At 60.6% G+C, this 19,231-nt stretch carries 18 protein-coding genes; 7 read left to right on the top strand and 11 right to left on the bottom strand.

Annotated elements, in window-relative coordinates; all coding sequences use genetic code 11:
* Positions 1–70: 70 nt before the first annotated feature.
* A complete protein-coding gene (locus tag QR290_RS23250; RefSeq protein ID WP_007960181.1) occupies positions 71–1,594 on the bottom strand; it encodes a fumarate hydratase in 1,524 nt (507 codons plus the stop codon).
* Positions 1,595–2,117: 523 nt separating this feature from the next.
* Here QR290_RS23250 and QR290_RS23245 point away from each other — a divergent pair.
* The 3 genes from QR290_RS23245 to QR290_RS23235 are packed head-to-tail and all read left to right on the top strand — an operon-like array spanning position 2,118 to position 4,931.
* Positions 2,118–3,224, top strand: a complete 1,107-nt coding sequence (locus QR290_RS23245) for a GGDEF domain-containing protein (RefSeq protein WP_289203703.1) — start codon at positions 2,118–2,120, stop codon at positions 3,222–3,224.
* Entirely contained in the window at positions 3,217–4,152 is a 936-nt protein-coding gene (locus QR290_RS23240; RefSeq protein ID WP_289203702.1) for an iron-sulfur-binding ferredoxin reductase, read from the top strand. The genes QR290_RS23245 and QR290_RS23240 overlap by 8 nt, the downstream gene beginning before the upstream one ends.
* A gap of 29 nt (positions 4,153–4,181) precedes the next feature.
* Positions 4,182–4,931 (top strand): enoyl-CoA hydratase-related protein, encoded by a 750-nt coding sequence (locus QR290_RS23235; protein WP_289203701.1) that lies wholly within the window; start codon positions 4,182–4,184, stop codon positions 4,929–4,931.
* Between the two features lie 306 nt (positions 4,932–5,237).
* Here QR290_RS23235 and pyk read toward each other — a convergent pair whose 3' ends face one another.
* Positions 5,238–6,689 carry a pyruvate kinase gene (gene pyk / locus QR290_RS23230; RefSeq protein ID WP_085697206.1) on the bottom strand — a complete coding sequence of 484 codons (1,452 nt, stop codon included), beginning with the start codon at positions 6,687–6,689 and terminating at the stop codon, positions 5,238–5,240.
* Between the two features lie 174 nt (positions 6,690–6,863).
* On the opposite strand from pyk, the gene QR290_RS23225 reads away from it, so the two are divergent.
* Together QR290_RS23225 and QR290_RS23220 are read left to right on the top strand one after the other, a co-directional pair.
* Positions 6,864–7,250: a tetratricopeptide repeat protein gene (locus QR290_RS23225; protein ID WP_039765946.1), complete on the top strand. Its 387-nt coding sequence runs from the start codon at positions 6,864–6,866 to the stop codon at positions 7,248–7,250.
* A gap of 218 nt (positions 7,251–7,468) precedes the next feature.
* Positions 7,469–7,828 (top strand): PilZ domain-containing protein, encoded by a 360-nt coding sequence (locus QR290_RS23220; RefSeq protein ID WP_108563106.1) that lies wholly within the window; start codon positions 7,469–7,471, stop codon positions 7,826–7,828.
* Positions 7,829–7,873: 45 nt separating this feature from the next.
* On the opposite strand, the gene QR290_RS23215 is transcribed toward QR290_RS23220, so the two are convergent.
* The 8 genes from QR290_RS23215 to QR290_RS23180 form a co-directional block, all read right to left on the bottom strand.
* Positions 7,874–8,278, bottom strand: a complete 405-nt coding sequence (locus QR290_RS23215; protein ID WP_115079010.1) for a DUF6124 family protein — start codon at positions 8,276–8,278, stop codon at positions 7,874–7,876.
* Positions 8,279–8,819: 541 nt separating this feature from the next.
* Positions 8,820–9,035, bottom strand: a complete 216-nt coding sequence (locus tag QR290_RS23210; protein ID WP_115079009.1) for a hypothetical protein — start codon at positions 9,033–9,035, stop codon at positions 8,820–8,822.
* 194 nt (positions 9,036–9,229) lie between these two features.
* A complete protein-coding gene (locus QR290_RS23205; RefSeq protein ID WP_289203700.1) occupies positions 9,230–10,564 on the bottom strand; it encodes a DUF58 domain-containing protein in 1,335 nt (444 codons plus the stop codon).
* On the bottom strand, positions 10,561–11,562 hold the full coding sequence (locus QR290_RS23200; protein WP_289203699.1) for an AAA family ATPase: 1,002 nt from the start codon (positions 11,560–11,562) through the stop codon (positions 10,561–10,563). Before QR290_RS23200 ends, QR290_RS23205 begins: the two co-directional genes overlap by 4 nt.
* Entirely contained in the window at positions 11,559–12,722 is a 1,164-nt protein-coding gene (locus QR290_RS23195) for a DUF4350 domain-containing protein (protein WP_289203698.1), read from the bottom strand. The genes QR290_RS23200 and QR290_RS23195 overlap by 4 nt, the downstream gene beginning before the upstream one ends.
* Positions 12,719–14,263: a DUF4129 domain-containing protein gene (locus QR290_RS23190; RefSeq protein ID WP_289203697.1), complete on the bottom strand. Its 1,545-nt coding sequence runs from the start codon at positions 14,261–14,263 to the stop codon at positions 12,719–12,721. Before QR290_RS23190 ends, QR290_RS23195 begins: the two co-directional genes overlap by 4 nt.
* Positions 14,250–15,227, bottom strand: coding sequence for a stage II sporulation protein M (locus tag QR290_RS23185; protein ID WP_289203696.1), 978 nt, complete (start codon positions 15,225–15,227; stop codon positions 14,250–14,252). The genes QR290_RS23190 and QR290_RS23185 overlap by 14 nt, the downstream gene beginning before the upstream one ends.
* On the bottom strand, positions 15,224–15,949 hold the full coding sequence (locus QR290_RS23180) for an RDD family protein (RefSeq protein WP_115079004.1): 726 nt from the start codon (positions 15,947–15,949) through the stop codon (positions 15,224–15,226). The genes QR290_RS23185 and QR290_RS23180 overlap by 4 nt, the downstream gene beginning before the upstream one ends.
* A 180-nt stretch (positions 15,950–16,129) precedes the next feature.
* Here QR290_RS23180 and sbcB point away from each other — a divergent pair, with 180 nt between their 5' ends.
* Positions 16,130–17,560 (top strand): exodeoxyribonuclease I, encoded by a 1,431-nt coding sequence (sbcB, locus tag QR290_RS23175; RefSeq protein ID WP_115079003.1) that lies wholly within the window; start codon positions 16,130–16,132, stop codon positions 17,558–17,560.
* Positions 17,561–17,661: 101 nt separating this feature from the next.
* On the opposite strand, the gene mvaT is transcribed toward sbcB, so the two are convergent.
* Positions 17,662–18,039: a histone-like nucleoid-structuring protein MvaT gene (gene mvaT, locus QR290_RS23170; RefSeq protein WP_007951234.1), complete on the bottom strand. Its 378-nt coding sequence runs from the start codon at positions 18,037–18,039 to the stop codon at positions 17,662–17,664.
* A gap of 339 nt (positions 18,040–18,378) precedes the next feature.
* On the opposite strand from mvaT, the gene purU reads away from it, so the two are divergent.
* The gene (gene purU, locus QR290_RS23165) at positions 18,379–19,227 is read left to right on the top strand and encodes a formyltetrahydrofolate deformylase (protein ID WP_011335666.1); all 849 of its coding nucleotides are present in this window, start codon (positions 18,379–18,381) and stop codon (positions 19,225–19,227) included.
* The last annotated feature ends 4 nt before the right edge of the window (positions 19,228–19,231 follow it).

The raw sequence follows: 19,231 nt of genomic DNA, 5'->3' as shown, positions 1-19,231 counted from the left end.
CTGACGGCAGGCGAAAAAAAACCGGACGGTCATCGCTGATCGTCCGGTTTTTTACAAGCCGATGAAGCGCTTACTGCACTTCCACCGCCAGGCTTTCGCTGATCTTCTGTTGCCAGATCGCAGGACCGGTGATGTGTACCGATTCACCTTTGCTATCCACCGCAACGGTGACCGGCATGTCCTTGACCTCGAACTCGTAGATCGCTTCCATGCCCAGCTCGGCGAACGCCAGGACCTTGGACTTCTTGATCGCTTGCGCCACCAGGTAAGCGGCACCGCCGACGGCCATCAGGTACACAGCCTTGTTGTCCTTGATCGCGTCGATGGCGGTCGGGCCGCGCTCGGACTTGCCGATCATGCCCAGAAGGCCGGTCTGCTCGAGGATCTGACGGGTGAACTTGTCCATCCGCGTGGCGGTGGTCGGGCCAGCCGGGCCAACCACTTCGTCACCGACCGGATCAACCGGGCCGACGTAGTAGATGAAGCGACCCTTGAGGTCTACCGGCAGGGTTTCGCCCTTGTTCAGCATCTCGACCATGCGCTTGTGCGCGGCGTCGCGACCAGTGAGCATCTTGCCGTTGAGCAGGACGGTTTCGCCCGGTTTCCAGCTCTGCACGTCTTCCGGGGTCAGGGTGTCGAGGTTGACGCGACGGGCCGACGGACCGGCTTCCCAGACGATTTCCGGGTAGGCGTCCAGCGGTGGCGCTTCCAGCGAGGCCGGGCCGGAACCGTCGAGCACGAAGTGCGCGTGACGGGTGGCGGCGCAGTTCGGGATCATGCACACCGGCAGCGAGGCTGCGTGGGTCGGGTAATCCATGATCTTCACGTCGAGCACGGTGGTCAGGCCACCGAGGCCCTGGGCGCCGATGCCCAGTTGGTTGACCTTCTCGAACAGCTCCAGACGCATTTCTTCGATGCGGTTCTGTGGGCCACGGGCCTTGAGCTCGTGAATGTCGATGGATTCCATCAACACTTCCTTGGCCATCACAGCGGCTTTCTCGGCGGTGCCGCCGATGCCGATGCCCAGCATGCCCGGCGGGCACCAGCCGGCGCCCATGGTCGGAACGGTCTTGAGTACCCAGTCGACGATCGAGTCGGACGGGTTGAGCATGGCCATTTTCGACTTGTTCTCGGAACCGCCGCCCTTGGCCGCCACGTCCACTTCCACGGTGTTGCCCGGGACGATGGAGTAGTGGATGACCGCCGGGGTGTTGTCCTTGGTGTTTTTACGAGCGCCCGCCGGGTCGGCGAGGATCGAGGCACGCAGGACGTTTTCCGGCAGGTTGTAGGCGCGGCGCACGCCTTCGTTGATCATGTCGTCCAGGCTCATGGTCGCGCCATCCCAACGCACGTCCATGCCCACACGCACGAACACGGTCACGATGCCGGTGTCCTGGCAGATCGGCCGGTGGCCGGTGGCGCACATGCGCGAGTTGATCAGGATCTGCGCCATCGAGTCACGGGCCGCTGGCGATTCTTCGCGCAGGTAGGCTTCGTGCATCGCCTGGATGAAGTCCACGGGGTGGTAGTAGGAAATGAATTGCAGGGCGTCGGCAACGCTCTGAATCAGGTCGTCTTGCTTGATCACGGTCATGAGTCGCGCTCCTCTAAAAGACGGGAACATTCAATAAGGTGCCTGCGGCTTGGGTGCATCGGTCGGTCGCAGACACCTTTCAAGGCACGCCGGGGCTGCTGGCGCGACGCTAAAAAGGCGCGGCAGTATACCGCGCCTCCCGGGTGGTGACACGCGCCGGTAGTCATTCGTTGGTCGCATCGTTCGGGGAATTTCTGGAGTCATTGTTTGCACTTTTAGGCCGCTGCCCTCACCCCGACCCTCTCCCGGGGGGAGAGGGAGCTGATTTGTGTCGTACTTGAAAGCTGCGTCCGACGCGATATTTCAGGATGCCGAAATCCGACAAAATATCACGGTCAGTCCCCTCTCCCTCCGGGAGAGGGCTAGGGTGAGGGGGCTTTTGGCGGTACGCGCAGGTCATGCCTTTGACGCCAAATATCCGGCCCGAAAATCAATGGTCATTTATCGACTGGGCCACTAAAGTGGCAGCCGGTCTGTAGAGTAGGACACTCGGTCAGCCTCTTATCGCACGGTGAGTCAACGATTGACCCATAACGCCATTCAACGTCTTTTGCTCAAACGCTTCGCCCTCGCTGCAGCCACCTACGGATTGGCCTTGCTGCTGCTGTGGCTGGCGTATTTCACCGGACACTACGAAGATTCGCTGGCAGGCGTCGCCGTCGGCAGTGCCCTGGTGGTCATCAGCCAGGCGATCCTGTTCGCGGTGTTTTTCTCGGGCGCCAACCTGCGCTTCTCCGACCCGAGCCTGACCGAAGCGCAAGTGCTGCTCGGCCTCGGCTGGCAGACGTGGCTGATCGCGCATCTGCAAGAAGCCCGGGGCGAGTTCCTGGTCTTCTATGTGCTGATCCTGCTGTTCGGCCTGTTTCATCTGTCGCGGCGGGCCTTCGTGCGCTGCGCGATGCTGGTGTTTTTCAGCTTCTGCGCCATCACGCTGTGGGACGGTTACCACTTCCGGCTGCACGATCCGGCGCTGTCTGCCTTGCAGGCCTGCATTCTGCTGATCGTGCTGGCCTGGCTGGTGATCTACGCACGCTTCGTCCAGACCTCACGGCAACGCATGCGCCAGCGCCGCTTTGCCTTGCAGGCGCATCAGGACACCTTGCGCGGGATGATGCGCCAGCTCGAGGATCTGGTGGCCACCGACGAACTGACCGGGCTGTTCAACCGCCGGCATTTCCTGCGCCTGGCCACCCGCGAGTTGAATGCGATGGAAGCCGACGTCGTGCATGGTCTGGCGCTCATCGACCTTGACCACTTCAAACGTATCAACGACCTGCACGGCCATGCTGCCGGCGATCAGGTTTTGCAGGCGTTCGCCGGCGTGGCCGGTGCCTGTCTGCGCGACGGCGACGTGCTGGCGCGTTATGGTGGTGAAGAATTCGTGGTGCTGCTGCCCGATTGCAACGCCGAGCGCCTGACCGCCTGTTGCGAACGCCTGCGCATCGCTTTCACCGACGTTGAACTGGTGGGCCTGAATGTGAAAAACCTGAGTCTTTCGGCCGGCATGACCCTGCTGGAATTGGGCGACGATCTGGACGAAGCCTTGCAGCGCGCCGATCAGGCGCTGTACCGGGCCAAGCGTGACGGGCGCAACCGTTGCGCAGCGGCGTGGGAGAACCTCAATGCCTGAACTGCGGGTCGGTGAACGACAGTGGTCGGTGGCCGCGGGCAGCAACTTGCTCGATGCCCTCAATCAGAACGGAGTGGCGGTGCCTTACAGCTGTCGCGCCGGCAGTTGCCACGCATGCCTGGTGCAATGCGTGCAGGGTTTGCCTGCTGACAGTCGCCCCGATGCCCTGAGCGCCGAACAGCGTGATCAGGGTTGGCGGCTGGCCTGCCAGTGTCAGGTCATCGAGGACTTGCAGGTGCACACTTTCGATCCCGTCACCGACGGTCGCCCGGCCACGGTCGAGGCGCTGGACTGGCTCGGCGACGGCGTGCTGCGATTGCGCCTGACACCCCAGCGGCCGTTGCGCTACAGCGCCGGCCAGCATCTGGTGCTGTGGGCCGGCCAGATTGCGCGGCCGTATTCGCTGGCGAGCCTGCCGGAGGAAGACCGCTTTCTAGAGTTCCACCTCGATTGCCGCCAGCCCGGCGAATTCAGCGATGCTGCGCGACGCTTGCAGATCGGCGACCCGATCCGCCTCGGTGAACTGCGCGGCGGCGCGCTGCATTACGACCCGGACTGGCACGACCGGCCGCTGTGGCTGCTCGCCGCCGGCACCGGCCTCGGCCCGTTGTTCGGCGTGTTGCGCGAAGCCTTGCGTCACGATCATCGGGGCGCCATTCGCGTCATTCACCTGGCTCATGATGCCGACGGGCATTACCTGGCCAAACCCCTCGCCGCACTCGTTGCGCAGCGGGAAAACCTCAGCGTCGAATGCTGGACGGCGGCCGAGTTGCCGGGCGCTTTGGCGCAACTGCGCCTTGTCTCCCGACAAACCCTGGCTTTAGTCTGCGGCTCGACTGCCAGCGTCGACGCGTTTGCCAAGCGTCTGTTCCTGGCCGGACTGCCGCGCAATCAACTGCTGGCCGATGTCTTCCTGAGCCGTGGTTGAGCGCTGAATTCTCAGACGCGAGACCTGCCATGCCCGAAGCCATCCTGCTGCACCGCGAACGCGGTTTGCTGACCCTGCGTCTCAACCGCCCGGACAAGAAAAACGCCCTGACCCGCGCCATGTACAGCCAGTTGGCCGAGGCGCTGAAACAGGCCGATCGCGACCCGGAAATCAACGCCGTGCTGATCACCGGCAGCGCCGAGTGCTTCACCGCCGGCAACGACATCGCCGACTTCATCCAGCAACCGCCGAGCGACCTCGACAGCCCGGTGTTTCATTTCATGCTCGAACTGCTCGAATGCCGCAAACCGGTGATCGCCGCCGTGGCCGGGGCGGCGGTGGGGATCGGCACGACGCTGTTGCTGCATTGCGATCTGGTTTATGTGGCGCGGGATGCACGGTTGCGCATGCCGTTCGTCAATCTCGGGTTGTGCCCGGAGTTCGGTTCCAGCCTGATCCTGCCGCGATTGCTCGGGCAGGCCAAAGCGTCGGAACTGTTGCTGCTGGGTGAAGGCTTCACCGGTGAACAAGCGGCGCAATGGGGGATCGCGACCGAGGCGCTGGACAGTGGCGAAGCCGCGTTAGCCAAGGCGCGGGAGATGGCGCTACGGTTTGACGAGTTGCCGGCTGAAGCGGTGCGGATAAGCAAGCAGTTGATGCGGGCGCCGGATCGAGAGTTGATTCGCAAGGTGATCGAGGAGGAGGGCGCCCTGTTTACCCAGCGGCTGAGGTCGCCGGAGGCGTTGGCGGCGTTGACGGGGTTCATCAAACGGCATTGAAAAGCTTACCCTCACCCCAGCCCTCTCCCGGAGGGAGAGGGAGCCGACCGAGGTGTTCTGGCATGCTGTATCGACCTGAAAGATTGAGCTGAACTCAGGATCTGTAATCGCCGAAATCAGTATCTGAATTGAGCCGAACGCCTATTTTGAAAGGTCCCCCGATCGGCTCCCTTTCCCCCTCGCCCCCCTGGGGGAGAGGGCTGGGGTGAGGGGGGACGATCTAAAGCCCAACACAAAATCCAACCCAGAAATGAAAAAGCCCCGCCATTCACATGGCGGGGCTTTTCATTTACAGCAACCAGTCACTCAGACCTGCGGGTCGCCCACGTGCAGGATCTTCATGCCGTTGGTGCCGCCGGTGGTGTGGTAGCTGTCGCCCTTGGTCAGGATGACCCAGTCGCCTTTTTCCACCACGCCGCGCTTGACCAGCTCGTCGATGGCCTTCTGGCTGACTTCGTTCGGTGCCAGCGAAGCCGGGTCGAACGGCACGGTGTAGACGCCACGGAACATCGCCGCGCGGGCCTGGGCTTCGCGGTGCGGGGTGAAGCAGTAGATCGGCACCGACGAACGGATACGCGACATGATCAGCGGGGTGTAGCCGCTTTCGGTCAGCGCGATGATCGCCTTGACGCCCGGGAAGTGGTTGGCGGTGTACATGGTCGCCAGCGCGATGCTCTCGTCGCAGCGCTCGAACTCTTTACCGATACGGTGGCTGGAAGTCTTGCTGGTCGGGTGCTTTTCAGCGCCGACGCAGATGCGCGCCATTGCCTGCACGGCTTCCAGCGGATAAGCACCGGCAGCGGATTCGGCAGACAGCATCACGGCGTCGGTGTAGTCGAGCACGGCGTTGGCCACGTCGGATACTTCGGCGCGGGTCGGCATCGGGTTCTGGATCATCGACTCCATCATCTGGGTCGCCACGATCACCGCCTTGTTGTGGCGGCGTGCGTGCAGAATGATTTTCTTCTGGATGCCCACCAGTTCAGCGTCGCCGATTTCCACGCCCAGGTCACCACGGGCAACCATTACGGCGTCGGAAGCCTTGATCAGGCCGTCGAGGGTTTCGTCGTCGGCCACGGCTTCGGCGCGTTCGATCTTCGCCACCAGCCAGGCAGTGCCGCCGGCTTCGTCGCGCAGTTGACGGGCGTAGTTCATGTCGGCGGCGTCACGCGGGAAGGACACGGCGAGGTAGTCGACTTCCATTTCGGCGGCGAGCTTGATGTCGGCCTTGTCTTTTTCAGTCAGGGCCGGCGCGGTCAGGCCGCCACCGCGACGGTTGATGCCTTTGTGGTCGGACAGCGGACCGCCGATGGTCACGACGCAGTTCAGCTCGGTCGCAGTGGCGGTTTCAACGCGCATGACCACGCGTCCGTCGTCGAGCAGCAGCTCGTCGCCCACGCCGCAGTCCTTGACCAGGTCCGGGTAATCGATGCCGACTACTTGCTGGTTGCCTTCGGTCAGCGGATGGCTGGTGGAGAAGGTGAACTTGTCACCGATCTTCAGCTCGATGCGCTTGTTGGCGAATTTGGCGATACGGATTTTCGGGCCTTGCAGGTCACCCAGCAGGGCGACAAAGCGGCCGTGCTTGGCAGCGAGGTCACGCACCAGCTTCGCGCGAGCCTTGTGCTCGTCGGGGGTGCCGTGGGAGAAGTTCAGACGGGCGACGTCCAGGCCAGCCAGAATCAGCTGTTCGAGAACTTCCGGCGAGTTACTGGCCGGGCCAAGGGTAGCGACGATTTTGGTACGACGGACGGACATGCAAAGACTCCTCAGGTTCAAGCGCCAGCGAAGGCTACTATGCTCTTGGGGTGTAGTCATTGTTCGTTTGCACTACTTAATACTTTCTTTATTGAACACGGCAACTTTGGGACAAACGCGCCTGAAGATTTCCGACCAGGGGTCGATACAGAGCACAAGACAGGAGAACCCCCCATGCGATTCGTGCCCATTGCCGCCCTTGCCCTCAGCGTCCTCGCCGCTTCGGGCTGCACCCGTTGGTCGATGAACCATCATCTGAACAACGCCTACAGCGCCTACGACCGCGGCAATTGCGAGCAGGTGATGCTCGAACTGTCCAAGGTCGAACGCGCCAGCCGCGCCCGGCCTTACGTGTGGCCGGAAGTGTCGATGATGCGCGGCCAGTGCCTCGAGCGGCAGAAAATGTTCGTCGATGCGGCGCAGACCTACCAGTTCATCATCGCCTCATACCCCGACAGCGAATATGCCTACCGCGCCCGCGCGCGTCTGGAAACCCTGCAGAGCCTGGGTCACTACCCGACTCGCAGTGCAGCGGCCGTGGTACGTCCAACCCGCTTCTGATGGCGGTTGTCATACAGAAGCTGGCTGCTTGTATAGGGTGAGCTATAGTCGAATGACACCGGTGCAGATCGATATCGGTATCGGCGCAACACCTGCGACTGGCGTGAGATGCACTTGGCGAGCACCACACCGGGAGTGGGGAGAGCGGGTCTGACGCACAGTCCCGTTCCGAAGCGAGAGTGCGGCTCTGTGATAGAGCCTTGCATGGCGAACTGCGTATGTTTACCGACCGTCGAATCGAACGACATCAGCTGCCGTATTTTCTGCGAGTGTTCAACAGAGTCACCGACAAACCCATCGGTTTTCTGGGCAACGTGTCCGAAGACGGTTTGATGCTCATCAGCCAGTTGCCGATGATGATCGGTGCCGAGTTCAACTTGCGCCTGAAAATCCCCTTGGGCGAGGGCTGTCAGCAGGTCATCGACCTGACGGCGTGCTGCCTGTGGTGCCACGAAGACGCGACCCCCCGACACTACGACGCCGGCTTCAGCCTGTACCGGACGCCGCCCGAGTATGGGCAGCTGGTCGAGGCGTTGAAGCAGTACTTCAGCTTTCAGCCGTTGCCGGCCTCGGCCTGAAAACCAAAAGGGCCACAACCTGCTGAAGGTTGTGGCCCTTTTTTCTTACTCTTTTATTGCAATCGCCCGTTCGTTATCCAGTGTCTTCTCCACCAGCAACAACCCTAACTCACTCAACTGATAGATCGCCATCGCCAGATGCCTCGGCTTGTCGTCCAGGCTGTCTGCCAGATCCAGCAACAGAATGCTGACCGAGGAAAAGGTTTCGTAGGTTTGGATGGCGATGGCTTCTGGGTTGATGTCCGGATCGACCTTGAACATCTGCATGCCACGATCCACGGAATTGCGTGATTTTTCAGCTTTGGGGTTGAGGTAGAAGTCGAGGGCCCGATGAGCCGCGTCGTGGAGTTTTTTTGAATCGACGGAGGCATAGGGGGAGATTGGATCGGTCTGATCAGTCTTGTCAGTTGGATCGATATCCGAAGGCGGATTTGGTGTTGCTTTGAACATACCTAACTTCCTAATAAGTTGGGCTGTTACCGCTTCGCGACTAAACGAGGGGGTGGCAGCTGTAAGCAGGTTAGTCGACCGGGGAAGTAGGCTTTTTCCGGCGTGCCCGGGGGCACCCTGCTCACAGCCACCATCGAGTGCAGGGATAGGGAATACCCGACTGGACGATGCGTTTGCAAACCTATCTTACCTCGGGCGACTAAACCCGGCCGCTGATTGGCAGCGACGGGGATCAAGTTACGGGGCAACGCCAAGGTGCACAAGCCAGCGGATTCGCGCTTACATGTAGGCAAAAGCGTCACATGTTGTAGCCTCAATTCCACCGTTTTTTTGTTGTCCACAAAAAGCGAGAGAACAACAGTTTTGCATGTATTTTGAGGTTTTTTACACGTGGGGCAGGGCTAGTGTAGTCGTAGGCAAAGGGAGTTTTTTAAGAACCGATCTGTAAGAAAACCCCCAGTTAATGATTGGTTTTAGAGGGCACGAAGCGTAGAAGAAATACATCAAAAGATCTTGGACATAGGTGAAAGCCAGAAAGCTTTTAGCTGGGACGTTTTCCCTTCAGCTTGGCCAAACCTTGCTTGATGAAGCCAGCGTTTTCTCCAATTGTAAAAAGTGCTTCTCGGACGTTGTTTCCGGTCTCCACCATTCCCTGTGCTTCGACTTGGAGTACTAACTCCATCAGAGCGGCTTCCAAGCCAAGTTGATTCTGATACATCCTTTCCAGCACGTCTGATAGAGAGTATTGAGCGGCCATTTTTAGGCTCCTTTTTGCAAAAAACCAAGCATAGCAGTGGCATTTGCGAGTGTTAGTTGGATAGCGACTTCTACTCAACTGGTGAGCTGCATCAGCTTGTGATGCTCCGCGGGTGAACTGAGCCAGCTTATTGTTTAGAACTTTTGATTTTCCTAATTTTAATCTGGCCCCCCCCGTGTGAATTTCACAAAGTGTTAGCAGAGCGCTCCAGATTTTTTCCAGTTCAGATATAGAGATACGAGCTCTGCGCCCAATCGTTCGGGACGGGTGTCCAGCACTACTATCCCCTGAGCGTCCAAGCGCTGATGAACTGTAGCTCGGGCGTTCAGGTAATCCACAGTCGCGCAGTAAGCAAGCGCTTCCTGCAAGGTTTGCACTGTCGCCAGTTGCGAAGGATCAAAGGCTTCCTCGCGTATACAGAGAACCAGCACCTGATGCTGTTGGCTCAAGTGTTTGATGGCGCTCAGTAGATCTTCATCATCCTCATCACGAAGGTTGGTCATCAATATGACCAGCGCCCGACGCTTCTGCCTCGCCAGCAACTGATTCACCGCCGCCGGATAATCCGCCGAACGTCGCGTGCTATCCAGATCGTAAACACTGTTGAGCAACACCTTGAGCTGCCCCGCACCTTTGACCGGTGCAATAAACCGCGGCTGATCACTGGCAAAGGTCATCAACCCCACTGCATCCCCTTGCCGCAACGCCACGTAACTCAACAGCAAACACGCATTCAACGCATGATCAAAATGCGACAGCTCCCCATCCTGACTGCGCATCTGCCGCCCGCAATCGAGCATGAAGATGATCTGCTGATCCCGCTCGTCTTCGTACTCCCGGGCAATCGGTGTTCGGTGGCGGGCGGTGGCTTTCCAGTCGATCTGGCGCAGGCTGTCTCCTTCGCGAAATTCCCGCAGTTGGTGGAATTCCATCCCCTGGCCACGACGTTGGCGCTGACGTACGCCGAGCTGGCTGAGCCAGTTGTCGACCGCCAGCAACTGGCCGCCGTAGAGGCGGGCGAAGTCGGGGTAGACGCGGGTGTGGTCGGTGATGTTCAGCAGGCGTTTGCCGGACCACAGGCCGAAGGGACTCGGCAGATTGAGTTCGCAGGTGTCGAAGGTGAAGTGGCCGCGTTTGAGCGGGCGCAGGCGATAGCCGATCAGGCTGCGTTGGCCGGGTTGTAGCTCGGTGTCGAGTGGCAGGTTTTCGAAACTCAGGCCATCGGGGACATGGTCGAAGATTTGTATGGCCAGTGGTTGGTCGAAATCATGTTCGACTTCCAGCCGGATTTCGCTCCAGCGACCGAGCGCCAGGCTGCCGGGCATCTGTCGTTGTACGTGGGGCGAGGGCAGGCGCCTGAGGCGCAGCGCGTCCAGCAAGCTCAGCGCAAACAGCGCCAGCAACAATCCCCAGTTGATCGACAGCAGGCTCGATGGCACCTCGACGTCCAGCGCCTGCAACGCGCCCAGCGCAATGCCGATGGCCAGCAGGATCGCCAGCCAGATCAACAGCAGGCGCGAGGGTTTCACAGGCGCGGCGCCGGTACTTGGTCGAGCAGTTGCTGAAGGACTTGATCGACTTGCAGCCCTTCGATATCCAGCTCCGGTGCAAGCCGTACGCGATGGCGCAACACTGCCAGCGCGCAACCCTTGATGTCGTCGGGAATCACGAACTCGCCACCACGCAACAAGGCGCGGGCGCGGGCGCAGCGCACCAGGGCAATGGAGGCCCGTGGCCCGGCGCCGAGGGTCAGCCCCGGCCAGGTACGGGTGCTGCGGGCCAGACGCACGGCGTATTCGAGCACTTGATCGTCCAGCGGCAAATCACTGGCGATGCGTTGCAGGGCTTGCACGTCCTTGGCCTGCAACACGGTGCGCAGTGGTTGCACGTCCAGCATGTCGGCGCGGGTCGAGCGGCTGACCTGACGCACCATGTCCAGCTCCTGATCGGCGTCGGGGTAATCCATGCGCACCTTGAGCATGAAACGGTCGAGTTCGGCTTCCGGCAGCGGATAGGTGCCTTCCTGTTCGATCGGGTTTTGCGTGGCGAGCACCATGAACGGCTGGGCGATCGGCAGTGGCCGTCCTTCGAGGGTGACCTGACGTTCCTGCATCGCTTCGAGCAGGGCGGCTTGAGTCTTGGCCGGGGCGCGGTTGATCTCGTCGGCCAGCAACAGGTTGGTGAACAGCGGGCCTTTGCGCAGTTTGAACTGTTCGGTCTGCAGGTCGTAGACCGCGTGGCCGGTGACGTCGCTGGGCATCAGGTCCGGGGTGAACTGGATGCGCGCGAACTCGCCACCGAAGCATTTGGCCAGGGCGCGGACCAGCAGAGTTTTGCCAAGGCCGGGAACGCCTTCGAGCAGCACGTGGCCGCCGGCGATCAGCGCGGTCAGCACGTCGTCGATCACCGGGTTCTGGCCGATCAGCGCCTTCTGCAATTCACCCCGCACCGTTTGGGCCAACTGGCTGGCGCGCTGGCGTTGCTGGGCCGCGTGGCCGGGCGAGCCGGGTTCGATGTGTTCGGTCATAGCGTGTTCCTCAAGGCTTGCAGGTGGGCGACCTGACGGCAGAATTCGGCGCTGGACAGGCGCCGCTTCGGTGCCGGGCTCAGGGCCTGGCTGATGGCACGGGTCGACTGGCGGGTCAGGCGTGACAGGGCCAGCCATTGTTCGGCGACGTTCAGTTGGTCGAAACCGGGATGTCGGTGACGGGCGCGGCGCAGGACGTCCTGCTGCAAGGCTTGCAGCAAGGTCTGTTGACCGTTGTGGCGCAGGATGAAATCGGCACTGGCGCGCAGGTGTTCCATCAACTGTCGACGACCGCTCGGGGCGGGCGCCTGCACTGGGCCATGACGCACGCCGACATGCCACAGCCACAGACCGATCAGCGCCAGCAGGGCGACGATGGCTTGCGGGAAATAGCGCCAGAGCAGGGTCAGCAGACCGTCGTGTTCGGTGTTGTACAACAAGGTCACGGCGGTGTCGGCGCTGAGGTACCAGAGCAGCCAGGCATTGTCGTGCTGCGCAATGGCCGGGGTTTTCCACAGATCGGCATCGGTGACCACGGTGATCGTGCCGAGGCCGAAAGCCAGTTGCATCATGTGCGTGGCTTTCGCGCTGTTGGCCCAGGCCTGTGCGAGGTTTTTCGGGTCGTCGAGGTGGAACGCGGTGTCGAAACCCGCATAGGCGGGGGCGTCTTCGTCTTCCAGATAGAGCTTGGTCAGATCGGGCCAGGGATCAGCGTCGGTATCCGGCGGTGGATCCTTGAGATCCTTGCTGAAGGATTGATGCAGTTGCACGCGGTCGAGCAGCAGGTCGTTGCTCTGGCCGGTCTTTTCATCCCAGATCGATTCGGCGACGAACACCAGCCTTCCGCCGGCCCGGGCCCAGTTCAGAACCTGATCGACCTGACGCGGAGTCAATTTCGAGCGGTCGTTGAACATCAGCAGTGTGTGCTGGCGCGGATCGATGTCGGGCAACACGGCGAGGCTTTCTGCGTGAGTGACTTCGATCCCGCGCTCGCGCAGAAACATCTCCGCCGCCAGATAAGGATTGGCTTGCGCAGCGGGGGACGGGCCGTGATCGACTTCGGCCTGGTAAGGCGTGGCCTTGAGATACAGATAAATGCCCAGCGCACCGAGCAGGGCGACGATCAGCGCGCCGGCCAGCCACAGCGTGCGCCGGTTCAACGGGCGACTCCGTGGCCGAACAGGGCGCGCCAGCCATCACACAATTCCTGTTGCAGATGCGCCGCCGGTACGCGGTGGCCGTAGGCCATGTTCTGCCAGTGGCCCGTGAGGTGACGGCTATAAGTGAGCAGATCCGGACGCTGTAACTGCTCGATCCGGGCCAGCACTTCACTTTCGGTGTCGGCAGGTTTCAGGGGCAGGTTCAAGTCATGCAGCAGATGACTGAGCAGTGCCCGGTACAGCAGACCCAGTGCCGCGCGGGGCTCGGTTTGCCAGAGCTGTTCCGCGTGGCTGGCAATGTCTTCGGGCAGGCTTTCCTTTTGTAGATCCAGACCAAAGGCCTGCTGCGGCATGGGTCTTTTGTTCCGTTTTGGCAAGCGTGGACGGCGGCCGACGAACGCTTGCAGAAAATCCCGGTAGCGCCAGAGCAGCCAGCCGAGCCCGGCGATCATTGCGCCCCACAGCACGACTTCGATTGCCTTGGCGAGGCCGTCGAGGTGTCGGCCGTCCAGCCAGCCGAGCAGGGTTTTCAACCATTGCGGTGCTTCGCCTTCCTTGGGTTTTTCGGCGGTCGCCGGGTCTTCGCCGAAGCGATAACGGGTGACGGTTTCCTTGTTCTTGAACGGCGGTTGTTCGAGCAAGGCCTTGATGCTGTTGCGGGACGCCTCGCTGGTCAGTGGCTGGTTCAGGAGACGCGGTGCATCCGGAGGAGTGGCAGGCTCGGCGGCCCAGGCTGAGGGCACGCCCGGCAACAGCAGACACGCGACCAGCAGCAGACCGACCACGCTGCTGTTCAAACGCTGGCGCAAACGACGAAACACAAGCTCGATGTCCCAGGCTTCGAGGACGGTGCGGCGGTTAAGATACAGGCTGAATCCGCAGGCGACATACACCGGTTCCCAGATCACCAGAATCAGCGCATAGAACGCGTTGGTCAGATGCTCCAGCCAGCGCCATTCGTAGTCGGCCGCGAAGATCAGGCTTTGCCAGTCCCAATCGGTTTCGACCTGTTGCGGCAGAAGCAGATAGAACAACACCATCAGACCGATCCACAGCGCCGTTTCCAGGTGCACGCCGATGATCGTCAGCCACTGCGCGGCGCCGGCATTGCGTTGCAGCAACACCAGCAAACGCTGCTGGCGGGCTGTACCGTCGAGGCCTTCGAGTTGCAGCACAGGCAGCAGGAAGCTGCGACTCAGGCTGAAGCGGCGCCAGGTCAGGCTGGCGATGAGTTGCGGCTTGAGCAGGCGCGGCCATTGGCGCAAGGCCTGTTTCAAGGTGGGTGTTTCGCCGAACAGCGCCCTGGAGAGGATGTACAGCGGCAGGCGTTCATAGGCCGGTTTCAGCCACCAGAAGATGAACACGGCGAGTGACGGTGAATCCCACAGCAACAGGCTGAGCACCACGAACAGCGGCAGGGTGACGATGGCCCAACTGGTCATCAGCAGGCGCCGATGTTGCTGGCTCATGAGCACGCCCAGGTCCATGGCTTCCCAGGTGGTGCGCGGACGGATCGCCACGGTTGCGTCACTCAGGCGCATGGCGGGTCCTTCCGGCGAACAGCAGATAGAGCGCCACGCAAATCCAGAGCCCGGCACCGACCAGATATTTGGTCTGCGGCGAAACCCCGGTGCGCGACGACCAGTAGGCTTCGATAAACGCGGCGATCGACAGAAACAGCATCACGCCGCAGATCAGCAGGATGCTCTGGCGCGCTGCAATCTGCAGGGCTTCGATTCGTGTCAGGCGTCCCGGCGCGATCAACGCCCAGCCCAGTTTCAATCCTGCCGCGCCAGCCAGGGCGATGGCGCTGAGTTCGAATGCACCGTGCCCGATCACGAATGACCAGAAGGTCTGGCCGAAGCCGATCTCTGTGAGATGCCCGGCCACCGCGCCGATGATCAGCCCGTTGTAGAACAGGAAAAACGCGCTACCTACTCCCAGCAGCAAACCACTGGCGAAGGTCTGAAAGGCAATGCCGATGTTGTGCATGATGTAGTAGCCGAACATCACCCAGTCTTCGCTCGCCGCGCGTTCGGCCGAGCGCCCGAGGTGGCCGGCGGCGGGGTCGTACATGCTCTGCATCTCGCGGACCTGATCGGCGGGTATCAGGTTGTAGACCAGCTCCGGAAACAGGAATACCAGCAAACCGAAGCCGGCCAGGCTGCCGAAGAACAACAGGGCGGCGGCCAGCACGAAGCGCCATTCGGCGCGCACCAACCGTGGAAAGCCGGCCAGGATGAAACCCAGCACGTTCGCACCGAGCTGGCTGCGATGACGGTAAAGCTGTTGATGGCCGCGCAGCACTTGCTGTTGCAAGGAGTCGACCAGAAAACTGCTGTAGCCACGTTCCTGCGCCAGGGCCAGATGCTGGCAGAGTCGGCGATAGGCCTTGGGAAATTCCGCGACCTGCGAAGTGTCCTTGCCGCGTTCGAGTCGTTCGAGGGCGAGGGTGAAACGCTCCCATTCGGCCTTGTGGCGGGTTTCGAAAAGGCTTTGCTTCATGTCGAACCCAACAGGCCGCGAGCAATGCCGTTGAGTTCGCCGACAGCTTTCGGTGCGCTGATGTGCAGTGGCTGAGCGAGCAATGCAGCGAGTTCGTTGACTCGCGCCGTCGACAGTTCACACTGGCGTTCGGCGAAAGCGAGCAGGGCGCGTTGTTCAGCCAGGGTCAGCGGGATCGGTGAGCGGCGGGGTTCGGCATCGGGCAACTGCGGGCGCTTCAGAGGGCGTTCGCTGTAGATCACCAGCGTACCGGCGGCAATGTCACCGAGGCGTTTAAAGGTCGGGTGTTGCAGGCAACTGATGGCGCCAAGGAAATAGCCGAATGGCATCAGGTCGACAAAACGCAGCAGGTTGCGCAGCAGCGACGCCGACCAGCCGACCGGCGTGCCATCGTCGTGCACCACCCGCAGGCCCATCCATTGCTTGCCCGGCGAGCGGCCCTGACGCAGCACTTCGAACAACACCATGTACCACCAGCTCACCACGAACAGCAGCAGTGAGCCCAGGCCGATACCGAGTTTGCCGAGCAGCGCCAGCAACATGAAAAGCAGCCCCAGGATCAGCCCGCGCAACCCCAGATCGATGGTGAACGCCACGGCGCGCACCATCAGGCCAGCGGGGCGCAGCGGCAGGTCGATGCCTTCCGGCGTTTCGACCTGGTGCCGCGTATCCAGTGGCGGGGTCAGCGGTGCTTTCCTTGGCGTTGCTGTGGTCTCGAGCATGGGCTACCTGATGTTGCCGGATCGGGATGCAAGTGCGTCCGATGCTAGCAGTCTCTCGGGGGGAAACGACATAACTATGTCATACACATCTTTCAACCAAAGGTGACTGAATGATGCGGTGCTGGCCGCGACGACGCTTGAACGCCTAGACTTTGCCGATCTTCAGTTCAGGAACCGCCCGTGACTTCCATTTTCTGGTACGACTACGAAACCACCGGCATCAATCCCCGATGCGACCGCCCGTTGCAGGTGGCCGGGATCCGCACCGATCACGAACTCAACGAAATCGACGCACCGGTCAATCTCTACTGCCAGCCCAGCGCAGACATCCTGCCGCACCCGGCGGCGTGCGCAATCACCGGCATTACTCCGAGTCGTCTCGCCGAACAGGGCTTGAGCGAAGCCGACTTCATGACTCGGGTCCACGCTCAGCTGGCGGCTCCTGGCACTTGCGGCGCGGGTTACAACACCCTGCGCTTCGACGACGAGATGACCCGCTACAGCCTCTATCGCAACTTTTTCGATCCCTATGCCCGTGAGTGGCAGGGCGGCAACAGCCGTTGGGATCTGATCGATGTAGTGCGCGCCGCCTACGCATTGCGCCCGGATGGCCTGGTCTGGCCGACCGACGACGAAGGCAAGGTGACGCTCAAGCTGGAACGCCTCACCGCTGCCAATGGCATCGATCACGGCAATGCCCACGAAGCCTTGTCGGACGTGCGCGCTACTATCGCCCTGGCCCGGTTGATCCGCGAGAAACAGCCGAAGCTGTATGACTGGCTGTTCCAGTTGCGCAGCAAACAGAAGGTCATGGACCAGATTCGTCTGTTGCAGCCGATGGTGCACATATCCGGTCGCTTCTCCGCTGCGCGCAGTTATGTCGGCGTGGTGTTGCCGCTGGCCTGGCATCCGCGCAACAAGAACGCGTTGATCGTCTGTGATCTGCACCTGGATCCGCAGGGTCTGCTCGACCTGGATGCCGAAACATTGCGTCAGCGCCTGTATACCCGGCGTGACGACCTGGCCGAAGGCGAGTTGCCGGTACCGCTCAAGCTTATTCACATCAACAAGTGCCCGGTGGTGGCGCCATTGTCGGTGTTGCGTGCGGATGATCAGCAGCGTCTGGGGCTGGACATGGCGTTGTATCAGGCGCGTGCGTTGCGACTAAGTGACGCACAACAAGTTTGGAAAGATAAAGTCTCGGCGATTTATGCCAGCGAAGATTTCACCTCGAGTGAAGATCCCGAACAACAGTTGTACGACGGATTTATCGGTGATCGCGATCGTCGTTTATGTGAGCAAGTGAGGGCGACCGATCCTGCTCAATTGGCGCGAGAGCGATGGCCGTTCGATGACGAACGTTTGCCTGAATTGTTGTTTCGATATCGAGCACGTAACTTTCCCGATACGTTGAATTTCGAAGAGCAAGAACGCTGGAAAATCTTTTGCCGGCAACGCTTGTCCGCGCCGGAGTGGGGTGCCCCTAATACCTTGCAATCTTTTTCCGAGGCTATGGAGCAATGGCTGCTTAGTGCTGCGCCGATGCAGGCCGAGGTGTTGGTTGAATGGCAGAACTATGTCCAGGCATTGCGCAAACGTTTGGATCTTTGAAATCGAACATGTCCGGCGCTTGAATGCCGGGCATAAAAAAACGCCAGCATTCGCTGGCGTTTTTTTGTGTCACAGAAGCGCTCTGCGACGAGGGTTGCGGCTTAGCCCAGCAGGGTAGCCCAGCCTTCAACCACGTCACCGCCCCACTTGGCTTTCCACTCTTTCAGAGTTTTGTGGTTGCCACCTTTGGTTTCGATGACTTCGCCGTTGTGCGGGTTTTTGTATTGTTTAACTTTGCGAGCACGCTTGGTGCCGGTAGTTTTGGCTGCGCCGCCACGTGGTGCCTTGGTTTTGGACTCTGGATCCAGCAGCGCGATGATGTCGCGCAGGGATTTGGAATATTCGCCCATCAGTGTGCGCAGTTTGCCTTCGAATTCCAGCTCGGCTTGCAGTTTGTCGTCTTGCGACAGGTTCTTCAAACGAGCTTGCAGCTCTTTGATAGCTTCTTCGGTGGCGCGATATTCGTTGATCAAGGACATGATTACTACCTTATGTGGGAGTGCGCGATGGCAGGGGACAGTGCGGCAATAATAGTCAGGCTGTTTCATCAAGTAAACATTTAACCGGGGTTTTTATTTGAATTAGTTACGTTGAAAAGCCCGGAATTGAATGTTCAGTTAAATATTGTGATGGAGTCTTCACAGATATTCACACAGGTCTGTACATGCATGGCTATTGCTACGCCACCATTCTGACGTTCGCCAGCGTCAAAAAAGCTGCGACGGGCTGCCGTGAGGCTTCGAGGGTCATCAATACTGCAGTTTTCCCGCGCAGTCGCTAGAATGGCCGCCTTTGCGAAGTTCTGGAGTTTCCCCCTCATGCGCACTTTTCGGCTGGTGATTTCTTGCCCGGACCGCGTTGGCATCGTTGCCAAAGTCAGTAACTTTCTGGCGGCCCACAATGGCTGGATCACCGAAGCGAGCCACCACTCGGATAACCAGGTCGGCTGGTTCTTCATGCGTCACGAAATCCGTGCCGATTCCCTGCCTTTCGGTATCGAGGTGTTGCGCGAGAAGTTTGCACCGATCGCCGAAGAGTTCTCGATGGACTGGCGCATCACCGACACCGAGCAGAAAAAACGCGTGGTGCTGATGGCCAGTCGCGAATCCCACTGCCTGGCTGACCTGCTGCACCGCTGGCACAGCGACGAGCTGGATTGCGAGATTTCCTGCGTGATTTCCAACCACGATGACCTGCGCAGCATGGTCGAGTGGCACGGCATTCCTTATTACCACGTGCCGGTCAATCCGCAGGACAAGCAACCGGCCTTCGACGAAGTGTCGCGTCTGGTCAAGCAGCACGACGCCGAAGTGGTGGTGCTGGCGCGCTACATGCAGATCCTGCCGCCGGACATGTGCCGCGAATATGCGCACAAGGTCATCAACATTCACCACAGCTTCCTGCCGTCGTTCGTCGGTGCCAAGCCGTACCACCAGGCTTCGATGCGCGGCGTGAAGCTGATCGGTGCGACCTGCCACTACGTGACCGAAGAGCTGGACGCCGGCCCGATCATCGAGCAGGACGTGGTGCGTGTCAGCCACAGCGACAGCATCGAAGACATGGTGCGTTTCGGCCGTGACGTCGAGAAGATGGTGCTCGCCCGTGGCCTGCGCTATCACCTGGAAGACCGCGTGCTGGTGCACGGCAACAAGACCGTGGTGTTCTGATTCA

The sequence above is a fragment of the Pseudomonas fluorescens genome, from assembly GCF_030344995.1.
GTDB lineage: Bacteria > Pseudomonadota > Gammaproteobacteria > Pseudomonadales > Pseudomonadaceae > Aquipseudomonas > Aquipseudomonas fluorescens_BF.
This window is presented reverse-complemented; position numbering and strand designations above follow the sequence as displayed.

Coding starts and splice junctions, on each gene's coding strand:
- QR290_RS23250 (WP_007960181.1), bottom strand. CDS start 1,594: ATGACCGTGATCAAGCAAGACGACCTGATTCAGAGCGTTGCCGACGCC.
- QR290_RS23240 (WP_289203702.1), top strand. CDS start 3,217: ATGCCTGAACTGCGGGTCGGTGAACGACAGTGGTCGGTGGCCGCGGGC.
- QR290_RS23235 (WP_289203701.1), top strand. CDS start 4,182: ATGCCCGAAGCCATCCTGCTGCACCGCGAACGCGGTTTGCTGACCCTG.
- pyk (WP_085697206.1), bottom strand. CDS start 6,689: ATGTCCGTCCGTCGTACCAAAATCGTCGCTACCCTTGGCCCGGCCAGT.
- QR290_RS23225 (WP_039765946.1), top strand. CDS start 6,864: ATGCGATTCGTGCCCATTGCCGCCCTTGCCCTCAGCGTCCTCGCCGCT.
- QR290_RS23220 (WP_108563106.1), top strand. CDS start 7,469: ATGTTTACCGACCGTCGAATCGAACGACATCAGCTGCCGTATTTTCTG.
- QR290_RS23215 (WP_115079010.1), bottom strand. CDS start 8,278: ATGTTCAAAGCAACACCAAATCCGCCTTCGGATATCGATCCAACTGAC.
- QR290_RS23210 (WP_115079009.1), bottom strand. CDS start 9,035: ATGGCCGCTCAATACTCTCTATCAGACGTGCTGGAAAGGATGTATCAG.
- QR290_RS23200 (WP_289203699.1), bottom strand. CDS start 11,562: ATGACCGAACACATCGAACCCGGCTCGCCCGGCCACGCGGCCCAGCAA.
- QR290_RS23190 (WP_289203697.1), bottom strand. CDS start 14,263: ATGCGCCTGAGTGACGCAACCGTGGCGATCCGTCCGCGCACCACCTGG.
- QR290_RS23185 (WP_289203696.1), bottom strand. CDS start 15,227: ATGAAGCAAAGCCTTTTCGAAACCCGCCACAAGGCCGAATGGGAGCGT.
- QR290_RS23180 (WP_115079004.1), bottom strand. CDS start 15,949: ATGCTCGAGACCACAGCAACGCCAAGGAAAGCACCGCTGACCCCGCCA.
- mvaT (WP_007951234.1), bottom strand. CDS start 18,039: ATGTCCTTGATCAACGAATATCGCGCCACCGAAGAAGCTATCAAAGAG.
- purU (WP_011335666.1), top strand. CDS start 18,379: ATGCGCACTTTTCGGCTGGTGATTTCTTGCCCGGACCGCGTTGGCATC.